We start from the raw sequence: 16,450 nt of genomic DNA, 5'->3' as shown, positions 1-16,450 counted from the left end.
TTAACGGAACTCGCGTAAATATGCCTAACTGACAGCATAGGACAAAGCAGTGCAGATGCGAACCATCTTTTTAGCGACCTTTTGCCTATCGACCCTGGGCCTGAATGCCGCGGCTGCGGCCACCACTGCAAGCGAGATACGCGATGCCGCCGGTCAATTTATCGAAACCTGGGCCGACGAGCAGCGCCAGCAACAGTACGAGGTGAACTTCACCGTCGGCAGCATCGACAGCCGGCTTAGCCTGGCTGCTTGCGAACAGGCACTCGAAACCGCGTTTACCAACGATCCCCTACGTACCACATCGCCATCGGTGATGGTGTCCTGTGCCGGGGAGCGGCCATGGCGGATGTTCGTCACAGCCAGTGTCGAAGTACACGGCCCTGCCCTTGTGGCGGCTCGGCCTCTGGCCCGCGGTGAGCGCATCAGCGGTGAACTTTTGCAGGAAAAACAGGTGCAGATCAACGCCAGCCGCCGGGGCATTCTCACAGATATTGAACAGGTATCCGGCATGCTGGTGAGGCGACCAGTTAATGCAGGGTCGCTGCTGACGCCAGATCTGCTCGAAGCTCCCAATGCCGTTGAGCGGGGCGATCATGTTATCATCACCGCCAAATCCGCGGTGTTCTCGGTCAGTTCCCGAGGCAAGGCGCTGGCCAGTGCCAGTGTCGGCGAGCAAGTGATGGTTGAGAATCTGCAATCAGCACGCACGGTTCGGGCAACGGTCACGGCTCCTGGCCGGGTGGAAATTGCCATGTAACGGAAAATCCGTGCCCAGCGGCAAATTTTTTCCGTTTTTTTCTAAAGGTCGGCTAAACGCTGCCGATAAGCAGATATAAACTCGATTCCGCCGCCTCTGAAGGTGGCCACAGGCAAGCAGGTATCCCTATGTCAGTTGACTTAAATGGAATTGGCCCCGGCCAGGTCAACACCACCAGAACCACGGCCGACAAAGCAACAGGTAGCCAGAGTACGCCCTCCACGGCTGGAGAGCAGGCAAAGGCTCAAAGCACGGCTGCCCGCGGCGACAACGTCAGTCTCAGCAATCAGGCCAAAAACCTGAAGCACCTGGAACAGAAACTGGGCGATTACCCGGAAATGGACGACGACCGCATTGCGCAGATTCGCGCAGCACTGGAAGATGGCACCTACAAAATTGATGCAGAGAAACTGGCCCAGAAAATGCTTGAGATGGATAAAAGCATTTTCGGGTGAGTAAAACATGGCTGCAATCATTGAATTGAAGACCCTTCTCTCAGAAGACATCCGCCAGCTTGAAACCCTGGCAGATCTTCTCAACCAGGAAAAACAACTCCTGGCGTCCTCCGACATCGCTCCGCTCCAGGAAATCACCACTCAGAAAAACAACATCCTGACGGATATCCGTGAGCGTGCGAAACAAAAGATCCGCCTGCTGGTGAACATGGGGTACCGACCGGATGCCGGCGAGCCCTCGAGGTTTATCCGTGCCGGTGGTATGGAAGACCTTTACCAACTCTGGAAAACCGCCGATGGGCGCCTTCGTGCCTGCCAGGAACTGAACCAGAACAACGGTCGTGTTGTCGGACACCTTCAAAAACGCCTGACGAGGCTCACGGACATCTTCCGTGGCGCCTCTGCCCAACAGAAGCTTTATGGCGCCAAGGGCGAACAAACCAGTGTATCCAGCGGCAACATTCTGGCCAGCGCCTGACCGACCCGGCAAACAAAAACGCCCGGATGAGCTATCCGGGCGTTTTTCGTTAGATTCACCTTACCCGTTCATTAACGGGTGTAGATCGTCATCTGGGAATCCGGATGAAACCGTATGTTGTGAATGCTGACGTTCCCCATGGATGGACTCTGATTGCCACTCACGCGGATATTGTCCATCCGGATCTCCTCAATCCGTTCGGGAAACGCCAGCCTCAAGGCGCCATCCTCTCGAATGGAATAGCGGGGCTCACCCTCCCTGTAGTGAACACCAGAGATGGTCAGGTCGGAATCGAGGAAACTGAGCACTGGCACAAAAATGTTGGCGGCCAGCTTGATTCCCTCTACTGAATCGAGTCCGGCGAGTTCCGGGTCATCAACCGCGCCGCCAGCATTTCCCGGCATTGCGGCAACCGTTTCAATACGCTCCAGCAAGCCCACACTGCTTTGAGCCGTTACGCCGGCCATATCGCTGTCAGACAGAGGCGCAAAGCCCCCCTTTTCATATAACTGACCGGCCTGCGCAGGCATGGATGCCGCGCTGGTATTGCCGGCCGCCAGCGACACCAACGGCTGAAACGGCAACGTCACCATGGTAACCAGCGCTGCCGCATTACGATAACGGGCCTGGTGTTTGAGAACGCGATGCAGTTCCTTGTCAGTCACCCAGCCAGCGGCGATCAACACTTCGCCCAGGCGCTGCCCGGTTTCCCGCTGCAACAACAACGCCTCGTCCAGCTGACCTTCCGACAAATAGCCACGATTGATCAACAACCGGCCAAGCCGGGACTTTTCTTCAAACCCCTTACGGATTCTCACTAGGCTCCTCCCGCATTCAGAGTGATCACCGTACAACCAGGCCCGGTATTGATAATGATTAAAGCGTAGCCCAATCCCCTGGCCTACGCTGTTCTGATTTGCACTTATTCAGGTAAGGATCTGTTAAGATCTTCGCTAATTTTGTTCTATCCGGATTGTCTCAGGATTCCTGATAACAACTGAAACTGTGAGAGCCTCTGAAATGACAAATACCGTAAAACCCGTATTAACTGTGATGTCCGTCCTGTTTGCCGCCATCGCTGCCCTGATGCTGGCCACTCCTATTCAGGCCGAAGAACTGCCGAAGGTTCGCTTTGTTACCTCTGAAGGGGCCTTTGAGCTTGAGTTGCGCCCTGACGTAGCCCCCAAAACCGTGGAGAATTTCCTCTCCTATGTCGAAGACGGATTCTACGACGGTACGATCTTTCACCGGGTGATTCCCGGCTTTATGATTCAGGGCGGCGGATTAACCGAAACCATGGCCCGCAAACAGACCAAAAACCCCATCGTTAACGAAGCCTCAGCAACCCTGCCTAATCTTCGGGGCACCGTGGCCATGGCCCGAACCAGCTCCCCAAACTCAGCAACCTCTCAGTTCTTTGTTAACGTCGCCAGAAACGATTTCCTGAATGCTGGTGTGCGTGGTGCGGGCTACGCGGTCTTTGGCAAAGTCACCGAGGGCATGGGCGTGATCGACAAGATTGCCGGCGTACAAACCGGACATCGCCAGGGCATGGCGGATGTTCCGGTTCAGGCCGTCGTGATCGAGAAAGTGACTCTGGTTAATATTGAAGACTGAGCCCTATGCACTCCCCCTGCCTGCCACCGGCCATGGAGCCGGCAGATCTTATCTGGCGCGACGGCGTACCCGAATCCACCCGGTTTGGAGACGTATATTTCAGCAGGGACAACGGCCTGGCAGAAACCCGGTATGTTTTTATCGGGCATAACCAGTTGCCGGAGCGGTTCCAGCAGGTGCCAGACACCGGCCACTTTGTGATCGCTGAAACCGGTTTTGGCACGGGCCTGAATTTTCTCGCCGCCTGGGCGGAATGGTTAAAGCAGCGCCCGGCCGATGACAACGCCATTCTGCACTTTGTGTCGGTAGAACGATTTCCCCTGCGCCGTCAAGACCTCGAAAAGGCGCTGTCGTACTGGCCCGAGCTAAGCCCCCTGGCAACGGAGCTTATCGAACATTACCCTCCACTGATCAAGGGCACTCACCGGCTGGTGCTGGCCGGAGGTCGGGTTCGGCTGACCCTGTATTTTGGCGATGTCCTGGATGCCTGGAAGGATCTCACTTTTTTCGCCGATGCCTGGTTCCTTGACGGCTTCGCCCCGTCGTTAAACCCGGACATGTGGCTGGACGATGCCATTGGTCTGATCACCAGCCATAGCAAGCCCGGAACGACCCTGGCCACGTTTACCGCCGTTGGCCGTGTGCGGCGCAGCCTTGCAGAGGCCGGCTTCGAGATCGCAAAAGTCCCCGGCTTTGGCCGCAAGCGGGAAATGCTTGCAGGTATATACGCGCCAGGGAATACCACTAATCAAGAGGCGAGAACTGGCACGGTTGCCGTTATCGGTGCAGGAATTGCCGGCACCCTGCTCGCCCGCAATCTGGCGGAACGGGGTGTACAGGTGCTGCTGCTGGACAAGGCGCCCCACGCCGGTTCTGCGGCATCTGGCAATCCCCAGGGCGCGCTCTATGTAAAACTTGGTGTGGAGTACAACGCACAGACTGAGCTTGCCGCAACTGCCCTCAGTTTCAGCCAACGTTTCTATCGGCCCTGGCAAAACCGCTTCTGGCACCCAACGGGGCTGCTGCAATTGGCGACCGATGATCAGGAAGCTGACCGCCAACGGCGGTTCTGCGAGCGCAATGAATACCCGGATAATCTGCTGGAACCCGTGGATGCAATCAGGGCGAGCGAACTGGCAGGGATTCCCGTCGATACTGGCGGTCTCTGGTTTCCCGGTTCTGGCTGGCTTGAGCCTGCAAAGGCCTGTCAGCAGCTGGCTGAGCACCCGCTGATCGAAACACGATTCAGTTACCAGGTCGTCAACCTTCTGCCATGTAACAATCAATGGTGTATCCGCAATCACTCTGGCGAAGACTGCCGCGCAGACGCGGTGATCATTGCCGGAGGCCACGAAAGCCCCGCCTTGGTGCCCGTAGCCGGGCAGCTCCGTTTGAAAGCGATCCGCGGTCAGGTTACTGAACTACCGGAGGCAAACTTCAACCTACCCCAAACGGTGATCTGCGGGACAAAGTATCTCAACCCTGTTCAAGGCGGCAGTGCAGTCACCGGGGCGACATTTGACCTTAAGGACGAGACCCCCTACCCAACCCCCGCAGGCCACCAGGAAAACCTTGACGAGCTAAAACGGATTCTGCCGTCTGTAACCAAAGAATCGGTGCCAGATCCCGATCAGCTGCAAGGGCGAGTGGCCTTTCGCTGTACCACGCACGATTACCAGCCTGTGGCCGGCCACATGCGGGACACAGAGGGGAACCACCTTAACGACCTGTATCTGCTGACCGGCCTGGGCAGCAAAGGGTTGGTCTGGGCACCCTTGCTGGCAGAATATCTGGCAGATGTTATCAGCGGCCAGCCCCACTGCTTGCCTGCGCCGCTCTCAAAGCGACTGGAAACGGGGCGGCTATACCGAACCTGACACTTACCCAGGCGTAATGAGGCCGGCCTACAGTTTTGTGACATTCAGCCGTTACCATTAGAGGAGCTGCTCTGCATTGGGATGTTGCAGCAGTCACATGGGAGAGTTAGTGGAATGTCTATTCACGTAAGTGAGCCGGGGCGACCAATCGGCACCCGATTGCCGGAAGCCTTGCGAAGCCGTCGCGTTGGCGACGTCACCGAGCTGACGGAATCCGGCGCGATTTCACCGGGCCACAGCGAGGCAACCGACGCGGAGTTTCAGCAAGCCGCTAACAGCGGCCGCCACCGTGCACTCCAGGAGTATGGCGCCGCAGCCGCCGGAGAACGGCGCGAGGAGCGTGTGTACCTGCCTGTTTCCGCCATTTGCTCACCGGCGCTGTACTCTGTACCCGCTACGGCTTCCATGGGTGAGGCCATGTCCAGCATGGAAGACAACAATGTGCACCATCTGGTCATCCTGGCCGACCACAACGTTGCAGGCCTGATTGACCTGCGCTGGCTACTCGCCTGGCTCCACGAAAACCCGTCACAAGCAGTAAGTCAGAGCCTGTCTCAGGTTGAACTGCCAGCTTTCCTGACCGCCTCTCCGGAAACCGACGCACACCAGCTCGCGCGGCTTATGCTTGCACACCAATTGAACGCGGCACTGATCGTTGACGCAAAAGGCCAGCCATCAGGCATTGTGACCAGTACCGACTACCTGAAGCTGTATGCCAGCGCCAGCCGGCAGGAGGGGACCGTCTAAGGCCTCCCCCCCCTTCAACGCCATTAAGGGTTCTCGGAGGTCAGTGCATCGCCCTCCGGGCTGAACAGTCTAATTGCCAGCTCACCACCGAGGTCTACCAACGCAGTAATTTCATCATCCCGATAGTTTTTCAGCCTTAACACATTCAACCCCTCAACATCAGGCTGAATGCGCCAGCTCCGATAAGCCGCTTCGTCATCACCACGATTCAGCCTTGCCAGGATTGCATGGCGGGTGGAGGGATTTCCAGCGCCTTCAGCGAAGACCCCGTCGGTGGAACCCGCAATGACCATATCGCCGTTAAACAGCAGGCCCTGGCTCAGCTCTACAATGGCAGTGTCATTCTGATCATTGGCCGACAATGCACTGCCTATGGCACCCGAGGTACTGTAACCGAGAGCAAACCCGGCCCGGCTGTTCACGCGTGTGCGAATAAGTTCGTCAGCATCATCTTCGTTAACTTCCATTCGATACTCAAAGGGGCCGTCACCAATCAGCCAGGCGCTACCATCGCCATAAAACCCGTGCCGCAGAACCTCGGCGGATTCTTCTCCAACCTGGTAAACCGACACTGTCCCCGAGGCGCTGCCACCGAAGAAAAAGGGGCCGGTAACCGCCGTGCCGTCGATCGATGATGGCGCAAAACCAAACAGCAGGGGGCTGAGAGCGGCCACACTGCCGCCCACCACATAGTCATCACCCTCAGAACCCACCTGGCGCGTCCAGGCGATCGTTGGTACCAGGGCATCGCCATCGGGTATCGTATCGATTCGGGTCAGGAATGCGTCGATACCGCCGGCCGACGACTCTCCATCCCATACGCCGTCGGTTTCACCCGCGATCGCAACATAGCCACTGCCAGGGTTGAGCCCTATCCATCGAACACGGTCATGCCCGGAGGTGCCCATCCGGAACAGGTCATCCCAGCGCAGCTGATACTCTCCATCACTTAGTCGATAAACGCCTACAATCACATTATCTCCGGCCCCGGCATCGCCTGAGCCAACCGGCTCGTCAGTAGTGAATGCCACGGCCATTTCATATCGGGTGACCCGGACCGTGTCTTCGGTGACCCGCCGCTCCGCCACATCCACGAACACATCGGGGCGGGCTGAGGCATCTGCGAGATCGGCAACAACTACGGGGTCGCCCAGCAGGGCGCCAGTCTGATCATGAATGCGCACCTGAACCTGGCCGTTGTTGCTCCCGGCGACAAAGTAGCGACCGCCATGACCAACGGTAAAGTCCGTCGCAACAAACCCGTCATTCCAGACAATAGACTCTTTCAGACGATTGAAGCTGAGCCTCAACAGGTTATCGCTGGCACCTCTGGCAAAACCTTCCCGGCCCGCCTGGAACCGGCTGTCTACCGCCAGGTTCGCAAATCGGTCGTGCAGGTCCTCCGGCGTTGAATAGCTCTCACTGGCACGGACCTCGAAAAGCAATTCATTCTGGCCAACGGGAAAGCTTAAGGTATCGTTCTCCACGCCTTCCTGCTCAATGACAAACTCGGTTCCCAGCCGTGCCGTGGAGCCTTGGGCGTGCGTCAAACGGACTTTGATGACGTCCTCCCTATCACCGGACAGCGTGGCCCGATATTGCCCGGTTGTACCGGTGTTCAACGTATCTCGCGGGCCGCCCTTCAGGGTTTCGATGGCAACCGTCGGTTCATTGTCACGAATGGTCAGGTTGGTTCGCACACCGGTGTCCGATGCGCCCAGGGAGGCAATGCCCGTGCGCACCTCTGTTAAATGAAGCTGCGCCAGTTCGGAAGGTTCGGGGATGGTGTCGTCAATGACTTCCAATGGAATGTAGCACTCGGTGATACCTGGCTCGAGGGTAATCAGCCCCCGATCCTTGATGCCAGCGTCGTTCTCGTAGTACGAGATGTAGGTCAGCTCCTCGCCCTGTTCATCCACCGGGAACGCGGTGTTGCTGCCCTGCGCGACAATGTCGTTACCGATAATGGCACGGCCGAGGTTGTCACTGCTGTATTCGCACCGCTGGTGCGGTGGGCTTTCCTCGTCGTCACACTTATTCTCATCGAATTCCGAGCGCAGCTCGAACGCGATGGAAACCCTTGTCACGGAGGGTTGGTCCAAAAGAACCTTTGCAAACACGCGATTGGTTGGCGAAGTAACTGCCTTGGACTCCTTAAACGAGCCATCCTCGTTGTACAGGTCAATCTCATAGTCATGCTCGCCGACCACATCCAGTGCAGGCAGTTCACAACGGGTTCGGGAGCTGTCGGGAATGTCCGGGCTTTCGCCCTCGGTGAACGACGGCGCCTCCAGCGACACTACATTCCGTTTGACTTCAATATCAAAAGGCTGGAACCCGGCCATGCGGCCATCGGTGGTGACGATGTCGATGTTGTCGTTTCTGCCCAGATCGGCCTCACCTCTCGCGCCCCCTGAGAGACCAGGAACGCCGCGCATGATGATGCCCTGACGGGCTTTGTTGCTGGTATCTTCCAGCGCAAGCCAGGACGGGGCGTTCGTCAGCGAGTAATCCAGTATGCTCTCGCCGCCATAAGCTCCCCAGTTGTAGTAATACTCAACCCCGAGGTAGGCCGTGGTGGGCGGCGCGCCAAGCAGCGTGGGCTGGTCGGGGTCTTTTTCGGTTTTACAGCCGGCAGACATCAGTGCGATCAGGGCCAGGCCAAGAAGACGGCCAGAGGAGGAGGTGCGGGGGAGCAGATCGGCGCGCATGCAAAAATCCGTTTCATGACGTTGTTGTTATGGCGGTGCCAGCGGGGCATAACGCTCCCGGTTTACACACCGTTACAGATCAACGCCATGTTAGCCAATTTGTGCCCTGCCAGATCTGCGCGAGTTCTCAGATTCACCGGCCGGGCCGCATCAGCCTTCTATGCCATGCTCCTTCAACAGAGCGAGAAGCCCATCTTCATCCAGCACAGGTACTCCCAGTTGTTCCGCCTTGGCCAGTTTGGAGCCAGCGGCCTCGCCGGCCACAACGCAGGCGGTTTTCTTCGAAACACTGCCGGCCACTTTGGCCCCCAGCTTTTCCAGTTTTTCCTTCGCCTGGTCCCTTGTCATTTGTGACAGAGTGCCGGTCAGCACCCAGGTTTCCCCGGCAAGGGGTTTGGCCTCGGCAGGGAAACCCTGCTCTTCCTGCCAGCTTACCCCGGCGTCTCTCAAAGCCTGCAGGGTTTCCTGGTTGTGGGGCTGGTCGAAGAAACTGCGAATATGGCCGGCCACGATAGGACCAACGTCCGGTACCGCCTGCAGCGCCTCGTCATCGGCGGCTGAAATTGCCTCAAGGGTACCGAAATGCGATGCCAGGGACTTCGCGGTCGCCTCACCCACCTCACGAATACCCAGGGCGTAGAGGAACCGCCACAGCACCGGCCTACGGGCCCGGTCAATGGCCGCCACAAGGTTGCCTGCTGATTTATCCCCCATACGGTCAAGGCTGGATAACTGGAATTTGGTTAGTCGGTACAGGTCCGCGACGGTGTTCACCATGCCTTCATCCACCAGCACTTCAATCAGCCGGTCACCCAGACCTTCGATATCCATGGCCTTGCGGGAGGCGTAATGGCGAATGGCTTCCTTGCGCTGGGCGGGGCAGTACAGCCCCCCGGAACAACGGGCGACAGCCTCCCCTTCTATCTGGACGATGTCCGAGTCACAGACCGGGCATTGGCTCGGCATGACCACTTCCGCCGCGCCCTTCGGGCGTTTCTCCGGAACCACCTTCACCACTTGCGGAATGACATCTCCAGCGCGGCGTATGAACACCGTATCACCGATGTGCACATCCAGCCGGCGAATCTCGTCCATGTTGTGGAGTGTTGCGTTGGAAACGGTCACGCCACCCACAAACACCGGTTTGAGCCGGGCAACAGGCGTGACAGCCCCGGTCCTGCCCACCTGGAACTCTACATCTTCAATAACGGTCAGTTCTTCCTGGGCAGGGAATTTGTGGGCAATGGCCCACCGGGGTGCCCTGGACACAAAGCCCAGCTGCTGCTGCAAATCCAGGCGATTCACCTTGAACACGATACCGTCTATTTCGTACGGCAGCGTGTCGCGCTTGGCCATCAGCTCCTGGTACGCCTCGAGGCAGGCTTCAACCCCCATGGCTTTGCGCATTTCCGGGTTAATACGAAACCCCCAGCCCCGAACCCGCTGCAAGCTTTCCCAGTGGGTTTCAGGCAGCAGGCTTTCGTCGGTGACCGCCATGCTGTAGGCACACAGCTCCAGGGGGCGCTTGGCGGTGACTGTTGATTTCTTCTGGCGCAGGCTGCCGGCAGCGGCATTCCTGGGGTTTACAAAGGTCTTTTCGCCTTGCTCAGCGAGGCGCCGGTTCAGTTGCTCAAACCCCGCCTTGGGCATATAGACTTCACCCCGAACTTCCACCAGATCCGGATAGTCGTCGCTCCGCAAGGTCAAGGGGACTGACGGAATGGTGCGTATATTGGCCGTGATATCCTCACCCGTATAACCGTCGCCTCGGGTGGCGGCCCGAGTTAATACACCCTGCTCATAGTGCAAGCTGACCGCAAGGCCATCCAGCTTGGGCTCACAGACATATTCCACCGGATCCTCGGTTGCCAGGCGATCACGCACTCGGCGGTCGAAATCACGGAGCTCGTCGTCACTAAACGCATTGTCCAATGACAGCATGGGCAATCGATGGGTGATTTCTTCAAAACTGGTTTCCGCGGCACTGCCAACCCGCCGGGTAGGCGAGTTATCTGTGGCCAGTTCCGGGTAGTCCGCTTCCAGTGTCTGGAGTTCACGGAACAGCCGATCGTATTCAGCATCGGGTATCCTGGGGTCATCCAGAACGTAATAGTAGTAATTGTGATCGTCCAGGGCAGCGCGCAACTGTTCCACGCGCTGCTGGATATCGGCAGAAACCTGGCTCATCGGATCGAATGTCCTGATTAAGTGTTATACCCGATGGGAACGCTGTTTACGTTCGAATTCACGGATGCGCTGCCGGCAGTGCTCAATCGTCTGCGGAGTCATTACGCTGCGGCGTTCGTCTTTCAGTTCACCGCCCATATTGCGCACAACGCACTGAGCGGTTTCGAGCATGAATTCGAAGGCCTGCATGGCATTGGATGGCCCGGGCAGGCTCATGAAGAAACTGATTCCGGGAGTGTTCAACGTTGGCATATCCTGGGGCCGGAAGGTTCCCGGCTCCACCGCGTTGGCAACGCTGAACTGCACTGGCGTGGTGGTGTCAGCACCTTCATGCCGGTGGTAGATGTCCATGTCGCCATGTTCAAGACCGCAGGCCTCAAACAGCTTTTTCAGTATCGTTCCCTGGAACTCCTCACCGTTACGCGCCAATACGTTAATCACCAGCACTTCCCTGGCTTCCGGGCGATTGGCTCCCGCCAACGGCTGATTTTTGCGTGGGCCCGGTGCCGCTTCCCGGCGAGCGGTATCTTCCTCAACCTCTGTGGTCAACACAGGAGGTTCTTTCGCTCGGGTTTTTCCTGCGGGACGAGATTTCGGTTCTGGTTCTGGTGCTGACTCCGGTGCCGGCTCCGGTTCTGGCGGCAGTTCGGGCTCTGATACCGGCCGGGCGGAGACTTCGTCGTCGTAGACCTCCTCAGCCTCACCCGCCGGTGGTTCTACTGAACGCTCGGAACGGCTATTCACGACTCTTGGCTCACCCAGGACACCATCGTCGATGTTGTCGTCGGTCGCGCCCCACCCCGATTCCAGCATAACGTCGTCATCGTCCGAACTGCCGAAATCCTCTGACGTGTCCCGCTTGAGGTAGCCCCGCTCTTCGAGGGTTCCCCTGGATACGGTTCGGGCTCCACCATTGGGAAGTTCTGGATTGTAATCATCATCGAGCGGGGAATCCTTCAGATCATCCGCGCCCATTCCGGAGGAAATCGCCATGGATTCCTTACGGGCCCGGCGCATCCGCCGAACACCATCAATGACGATTCCAAGAATAACCAGGGTACCTATGGCAATTAACCATTCCCTAAGTGACATAGTGCTGCTGTCCTGTTTGCAGTTCGGAACGTTGCTACTCTAAGAAAAGCCCGTAATGAATACAACGCACTCCGGGCCGAGATGGCGTTATTGTCATGGTTGACGGCTTTTTCGCCAACCCTCAGGCCTCCGCCAAGGCTGCCGCCTCGTCGACATCCACCGAAACCAGCCGGGAACAACCCGGTTCGTGCATGGTGACGCCCATCAACTGGTCCGCCATTTCCATGGCGATCTTGTTGTGGGTAATGTAGATGAACTGTACCTGTTTGGACATCTCTTTCACCATATTGGCGTAACGGCCAACGTTGGCATCGTCCAGCGGGGCATCTACCTCATCCAGCATACAGAAAGGCGCCGGATTGAGCTGGAAGATAGAGAATACCAGGGCAATCGCAGTCAAGGCTTTCTCGCCACCGGACAGCAGGTGGATGGTACTGTTCTTCTTGCCCGGTGGCCGCGCCATGATCGCCACGCCGGTCTCCAGCAGATCTTCGCCGGTCAGCTCCAGATAGGCATTGCCACCTCCAAACACTTTGGGGAACAACGCCTGCAGGCCACCGTTAACCTGATCGAAGGTTTCCTTGAAGCGCTGACGGGTTTCCCGGTCTATTTTGCGAATGGCGGTATCCAGGGTTTCCAGGGCTTCCATCAGGTCGTTGTGCTGCTCATCCAGGTAGGTCTTTCGCTCACTCTGTACCTGATATTCCTCGATGGCTGCCAGATTAATGGCCCCCAACCGCTGGATACGGTTACCAATCTTCTCCAGTTCTTCGGCCCAGATTTTCTCATCGGCAGCTTCCGGCAACTGGCCCAGCACTTCCTGGAGCTTTACATCCAGCTCCTTGAGCTGCTCGATGTGGTTACCAGACCGGATTTCGAGCGCCTGGGATTCCAAATTGAGCTTTTCGAGCCGCGCACGTACCTCACCCACCACATGCTCGGTGCGGCTTCTGCCCTGCTCCCGCTCCCGTACCTCGCGGTCAATGTCTTCCAGGGCGTCCCTGGCGGCCGAAAGCTTCTCCTCCTCCGCCAACCGGCGCTCCAGAAGCCCCTCGAGTTGAAGTTGCAGGTCTTCCAGTGGCTCTTCAGCGCTCTCTCGGCTTTCCCGGAGCATATCAAGACGCTCTTCCAGCCGTTCTTTCTGCATTTGCATGCGTTCGATGGTCTGCTTCAAACCATCGCGCTGGCTTTGCAATGACTGCAGTTGCAACTGCAACTGGTGGGCATGGTCCCGGTCGTGGCGGGCTTCCTGGCGGAGCCTGTCGAGATTCTCCCGCAAGTTATCACGCTGCTCCAGCAGCCGTTCTTTCTCTTCGTCACTGTCCTCGGTGGAAGCCAGCGCCAGGTTCCATTCTTCCCTCGCGGATTCGAGATCTTCCTTCTGCTGTTCCAGGTTTCCGGCCACATCTTCTATATCATCCCGGATACGGGCAAGGCGGGCATCAATCTGTTCAGCCCGGGCTTTCAGACCACTAACTTTTGAGGACAACGCACCGAGTTCCCGCTCAGCGTCACTCAAACGGGCCTGGGCTTCTTCCCTGGCCGACTCAGCACGCTCGCCCTGTTCCTGGAGCAACTCCAGTGCCTCGACCGCCTGCTCAAGCAGCTCTTCCGCCTCTTGCAGACGTGCCTCAAGCTCGCTCACTTTCTTCTGGCGCTCAATGACACCGATTTGCCCGGCTTCGGAGTCGGGCATCAAGACCCAATCGCGAGCAACCCAGACGCCTTCAGGGGTAATCAAGCTGTCACCGGCGGAAAGTTGGGACCGGCGCGCCAGTGCGTCATTGGTGGAGTCTGCTGTATCAATACCGGCAAGCAGATGACTGATGGCACCCACGCCATCCACCTTCGCCGCCAACCCTCCAGCAGGCCTTGGTTCAGTGCCCGAAGACACCAGCGCAAGGCCTTTTGGCGCGCTGTCCAGGGCGTCAACAAGGTGGTCAAAGCCCGGCAATGCAAGCCCCTGGCTGAACCGGCCAATCACCTGCTCTACCGCAAATTCCCAGCCATCTTCAATACGCAATGCGGCGGCGACCCTGGGCGCATCCGACAAACCGTTATCCCGCAACCAGCCCTGCAAGGTGTCGTCATGGCCGCCCATCTGTTCATCCAGCAAGGCCATCTGGGAGTCCAGGGCCGCTTTCAGGCTATGCACCTGTTGCCGGCGTTCGGCCACAGCCTGCTCTGCTTCCCGCAGCTTCTGCCGGCTCTGGTATACGTCATCCTGCAGTGTCTGAATGCGCTCCGCTGCCTCTTCACGCTGTAGCTCGAGGGTTTCCTGCTGTTCGAGCAGCTCATCAAGTTCCGCCCGGTCCAGCTGCTCTTCCAACAACACCTGTTCGTCCAGCAGTTTGCCGTGACGGTTCTGTAGTTGGGCAATAGCGTCTTCCAGCGACCGGATTCGGGATTGGGCGAGTTCCGCCTGGCGCCGAGCGTCGGATGACCGGGTGCTGAACTCCTCCCACCGGTGCTGCCAGTCACTCATGGCGTCTTCGGCCAGCTGGAGTTTTTCTCCAGACTCTTCAGAACGCATAGCCAGGGCTTCCTGCTCCGGCTCAATCATATCGAGCTCTTCCTGAATGCCCGCCAGCTTTTCTTCGTCCTGCTCAAGCTCACGCCCCAGTTCCCGCTGGTTGGCCATGGCCTGATCCAGCTCTGCGGCGGTCTGGCGGCTGCGCTCCCGCTGGTGTTCCAGGCTTTGTTCGATCCGGGCAATATCGGCGCCGGCTTCGTAGTAGCGTGCCTGGGCCCGATTGAAATGTTCGGTGCGTTCGTGGTGGTCTTCCCGAAGCGATTCCAGGGAGGTTTCCAGATTAACCCGTTCGGTCAGCAGTTTTTCCAGCTCGAGCTCGGTATCCCGAATCTTTCCACGCCAGGACTGTAAGTCATTATCCAGCGCCTGCCAGCGCAGCACCGTAAGCTCGGCCTTTTTCTGCCGTTCTTCCTGCTTGTAGGCCTTATACTTCTCGGCCGCGGCCGCCTGCCGCTCCAGATGCTGCAACTGGCGCCCTAGCTCCTCGCGGAGGTCGGTAAGCCGTTCCAGGTTCTCCTGGGTGCGCTTGATCCGGTTCTCGGTCTCGCGCCTTCGTTCCTTGTATTTGGAGATTCCCGCGGCTTCCTCGATGTATACGCGCAGCTCTTCAGGCTTCGCCTCAATCAACCGGGAAATCATGCCCTGCTCGATGATTGCGTAGCTACGAGGGCCAAGGCCGGTGCCCAGGAACAGATCGGTGATGTCCCGGCGACGACATTTGGCGCCATTCAGGAAGTATTCCGATTGCCCCTCACGGGACACACGGCGCTTGACCGAAATTTCGTTGAACTTGACGAATTCACCAGGCGCGGTGCCATCACCGTTATCGAACACCAGTTCGATAGACGCCTGGCCGACAGGCTTACGGGCACTTGAGCCGTTAAAGATGACGTCCGTCATGGACTCGCCGCGCAGATACTTGGCGGAGCTTTCACCCATCACCCAGCGCACGGCGTCGATGATGTTGGACTTGCCACAACCGTTTGGCCCCACCACCGCCGTCATGTTGGACGGGAATGGCACCGTAGTGGGATCAACAAACGACTTGAAGCCAGCCAGCTTGATGGACTTGAGCCTCATATCAGGCGTTCTCCTCCGTGAGAATGCTCAAAACCTGTGCTCTCTGGTGTTCGCCGAAATCCTGGATAACCCGCTCCAGGAGAGCTGAATCGCCCTTGACCGCCGCATCTGCCAGATGACGGAAAAAAGTGCCGGTTTCGGCGATCTCACTTCTGAAATGCTCAAGGGCTACGTAATAGGTGCGGCTGATGGCGGGCCGGAAATTCTCAAGGGTTTCTTCAAGAAACGGGTTTTCGACCAATCGGTAGGCGTAACGCATGACGCCGAAGCCGGCGTCTATGACCTGTTCCGCGGCATCAGTGGCATTGGAATTGAGTGCATCAATGACCGCCTGAAGCTCCTTGACCTGGCTCATCACGCCACCAAGCTCGGAACCGGACCACCGCTCCAGCACTTTGCGCCCGAGCATGCATAGCAGATCGATGTAGATATCGTACAGGGCGTTGACCGAACCCGGAGTCAGATCAGACACCACCGCCCCCCGGCGCGGAAAGATTTCCACCAGGTGGCGGCGCTCAAGTATCAGCAGCGCTTCGCGCACCGAGCCACGGCTGACATTCAGCTCACCGGCCACCTTCAGTTCCTGAATCCGCTCCCCCGGCTTGAGATCACGAATGATGATCCGTTGGCCGATATGCTGCGCGATTTGCTCTGAAAGGCTCTCCGGTGCCTGAAATCTCATAAACCTGATGCTCTCTTGTTATGACAGGACATGGTCAAGCGCAGAAGTTTATCACAGCCTCCGGCCAGCCCCACCCCTTGTCTGACATTTTGATTGCAGGTTTTGCACCAGCGGCAATGCCCTGCCGGAAAAATGGCGCTTTCGGACAATCACCCCGCCCAAACCCTCAAAACGGAATAAAGAAAACATTATATTCCATTGTTTATTATGCCTTTATTTTCAATGGCACAGTTC

The 16,450-nt window shown here is 57.8% G+C and carries 12 protein-coding genes; 6 read left to right on the top strand and 6 right to left on the bottom strand.

The genetic code is table 11. The annotated features are described in order from the left end of the window. Window positions 1-55 precede the first annotated feature (55 nt). The 3 genes from flgA (at window position 56) to ACZ5Q2_RS12860 (ending at window position 1,690) form a co-directional block, all read left to right on the top strand. Entirely contained in the window at window positions 56-757 is a 702-nt protein-coding gene (flgA, locus tag ACZ5Q2_RS12870; protein WP_197463836.1) for a flagellar basal body P-ring formation chaperone FlgA, read from the top strand. A 128-nt stretch (window positions 758-885) separates the two neighbouring features. Then, window positions 886-1,212 (top strand): flagellar biosynthesis anti-sigma factor FlgM, encoded by a 327-nt coding sequence (gene flgM / locus ACZ5Q2_RS12865; protein WP_061332196.1) that lies wholly within the window; start codon window positions 886-888, stop codon window positions 1,210-1,212. A gap of 7 nt (window positions 1,213-1,219) precedes the next feature. Beyond that, window positions 1,220-1,690 carry a flagella synthesis protein FlgN gene (locus ACZ5Q2_RS12860; protein ID WP_061332195.1) on the top strand — a complete coding sequence of 157 codons (471 nt, stop codon included), beginning with the start codon at window positions 1,220-1,222 and terminating at the stop codon, window positions 1,688-1,690. A 71-nt stretch (window positions 1,691-1,761) separates the two neighbouring features. Here the strand turns inward: ACZ5Q2_RS12860 and ACZ5Q2_RS12855 are convergent, their stop codons facing one another. Next, entirely contained in the window at window positions 1,762-2,508 is a 747-nt protein-coding gene (locus ACZ5Q2_RS12855) for a hypothetical protein (RefSeq protein WP_061332194.1), read from the bottom strand. Between the two features lie 202 nt (window positions 2,509-2,710). Between ACZ5Q2_RS12855 and ACZ5Q2_RS12850 the strand changes: the two genes are divergently transcribed. The 3 genes from ACZ5Q2_RS12850 (at window position 2,711) to ACZ5Q2_RS12840 (ending at window position 5,931) form a co-directional block, all read left to right on the top strand. Further along, complete coding sequence (locus tag ACZ5Q2_RS12850) at window positions 2,711-3,307, top strand: peptidylprolyl isomerase (RefSeq protein ID WP_061332193.1); 597 nt, start codon at window positions 2,711-2,713, stop codon at window positions 3,305-3,307. 5 nt (window positions 3,308-3,312) lie between these two features. Continuing rightward, window positions 3,313-5,184 (top strand): bifunctional tRNA (5-methylaminomethyl-2-thiouridine)(34)-methyltransferase MnmC2/FAD-dependent 5-carboxymethylaminomethyl-2-thiouridine(34) oxidoreductase MnmC1, encoded by a 1,872-nt coding sequence (gene mnmC, locus ACZ5Q2_RS12845; protein ID WP_061332192.1) that lies wholly within the window; start codon window positions 3,313-3,315, stop codon window positions 5,182-5,184. 114 nt (window positions 5,185-5,298) lie between these two features. Beyond that, a complete protein-coding gene (locus tag ACZ5Q2_RS12840; protein ID WP_061332191.1) occupies window positions 5,299-5,931 on the top strand; it encodes a CBS domain-containing protein in 633 nt (210 codons plus the stop codon). 23 nt (window positions 5,932-5,954) lie between these two features. Here the strand turns inward: ACZ5Q2_RS12840 and ACZ5Q2_RS12835 are convergent, their stop codons facing one another. The 5 genes from ACZ5Q2_RS12835 to ACZ5Q2_RS12815 all read right to left on the bottom strand — a co-directional run bounded on the left by ACZ5Q2_RS12835 (window position 5,955) and on the right by ACZ5Q2_RS12815 (window position 16,216). Beyond that, complete coding sequence (locus ACZ5Q2_RS12835) at window positions 5,955-8,642, bottom strand: alpha/beta hydrolase (RefSeq protein ID WP_432210030.1); 2,688 nt, start codon at window positions 8,640-8,642, stop codon at window positions 5,955-5,957. A gap of 150 nt (window positions 8,643-8,792) precedes the next feature. Beyond that, the gene (gene ligA, locus ACZ5Q2_RS12830; RefSeq protein ID WP_432210031.1) at window positions 8,793-10,829 is read right to left on the bottom strand and encodes an NAD-dependent DNA ligase LigA; all 2,037 of its coding nucleotides are present in this window, start codon (window positions 10,827-10,829) and stop codon (window positions 8,793-8,795) included. Between the two features lie 24 nt (window positions 10,830-10,853). Then, entirely contained in the window at window positions 10,854-11,921 is a 1,068-nt protein-coding gene (gene zipA, locus ACZ5Q2_RS12825) for a cell division protein ZipA (RefSeq protein ID WP_432210032.1), read from the bottom strand. A 121-nt stretch (window positions 11,922-12,042) separates the two neighbouring features. Then, window positions 12,043-15,534: a chromosome segregation protein SMC gene (gene smc, locus ACZ5Q2_RS12820; RefSeq protein ID WP_432210033.1), complete on the bottom strand. Its 3,492-nt coding sequence runs from the start codon at window positions 15,532-15,534 to the stop codon at window positions 12,043-12,045. Between the two features lies 1 nt (window position 15,535). Then, entirely contained in the window at window positions 15,536-16,216 is a 681-nt protein-coding gene (locus tag ACZ5Q2_RS12815; protein WP_061332186.1) for a GntR family transcriptional regulator, read from the bottom strand. Window positions 16,217-16,450 lie beyond the last annotated feature (234 nt).

The sequence above is a fragment of the Marinobacter alkaliphilus genome (assembly GCF_055394375.1).
This window is presented reverse-complemented; position numbering and strand designations above follow the sequence as displayed.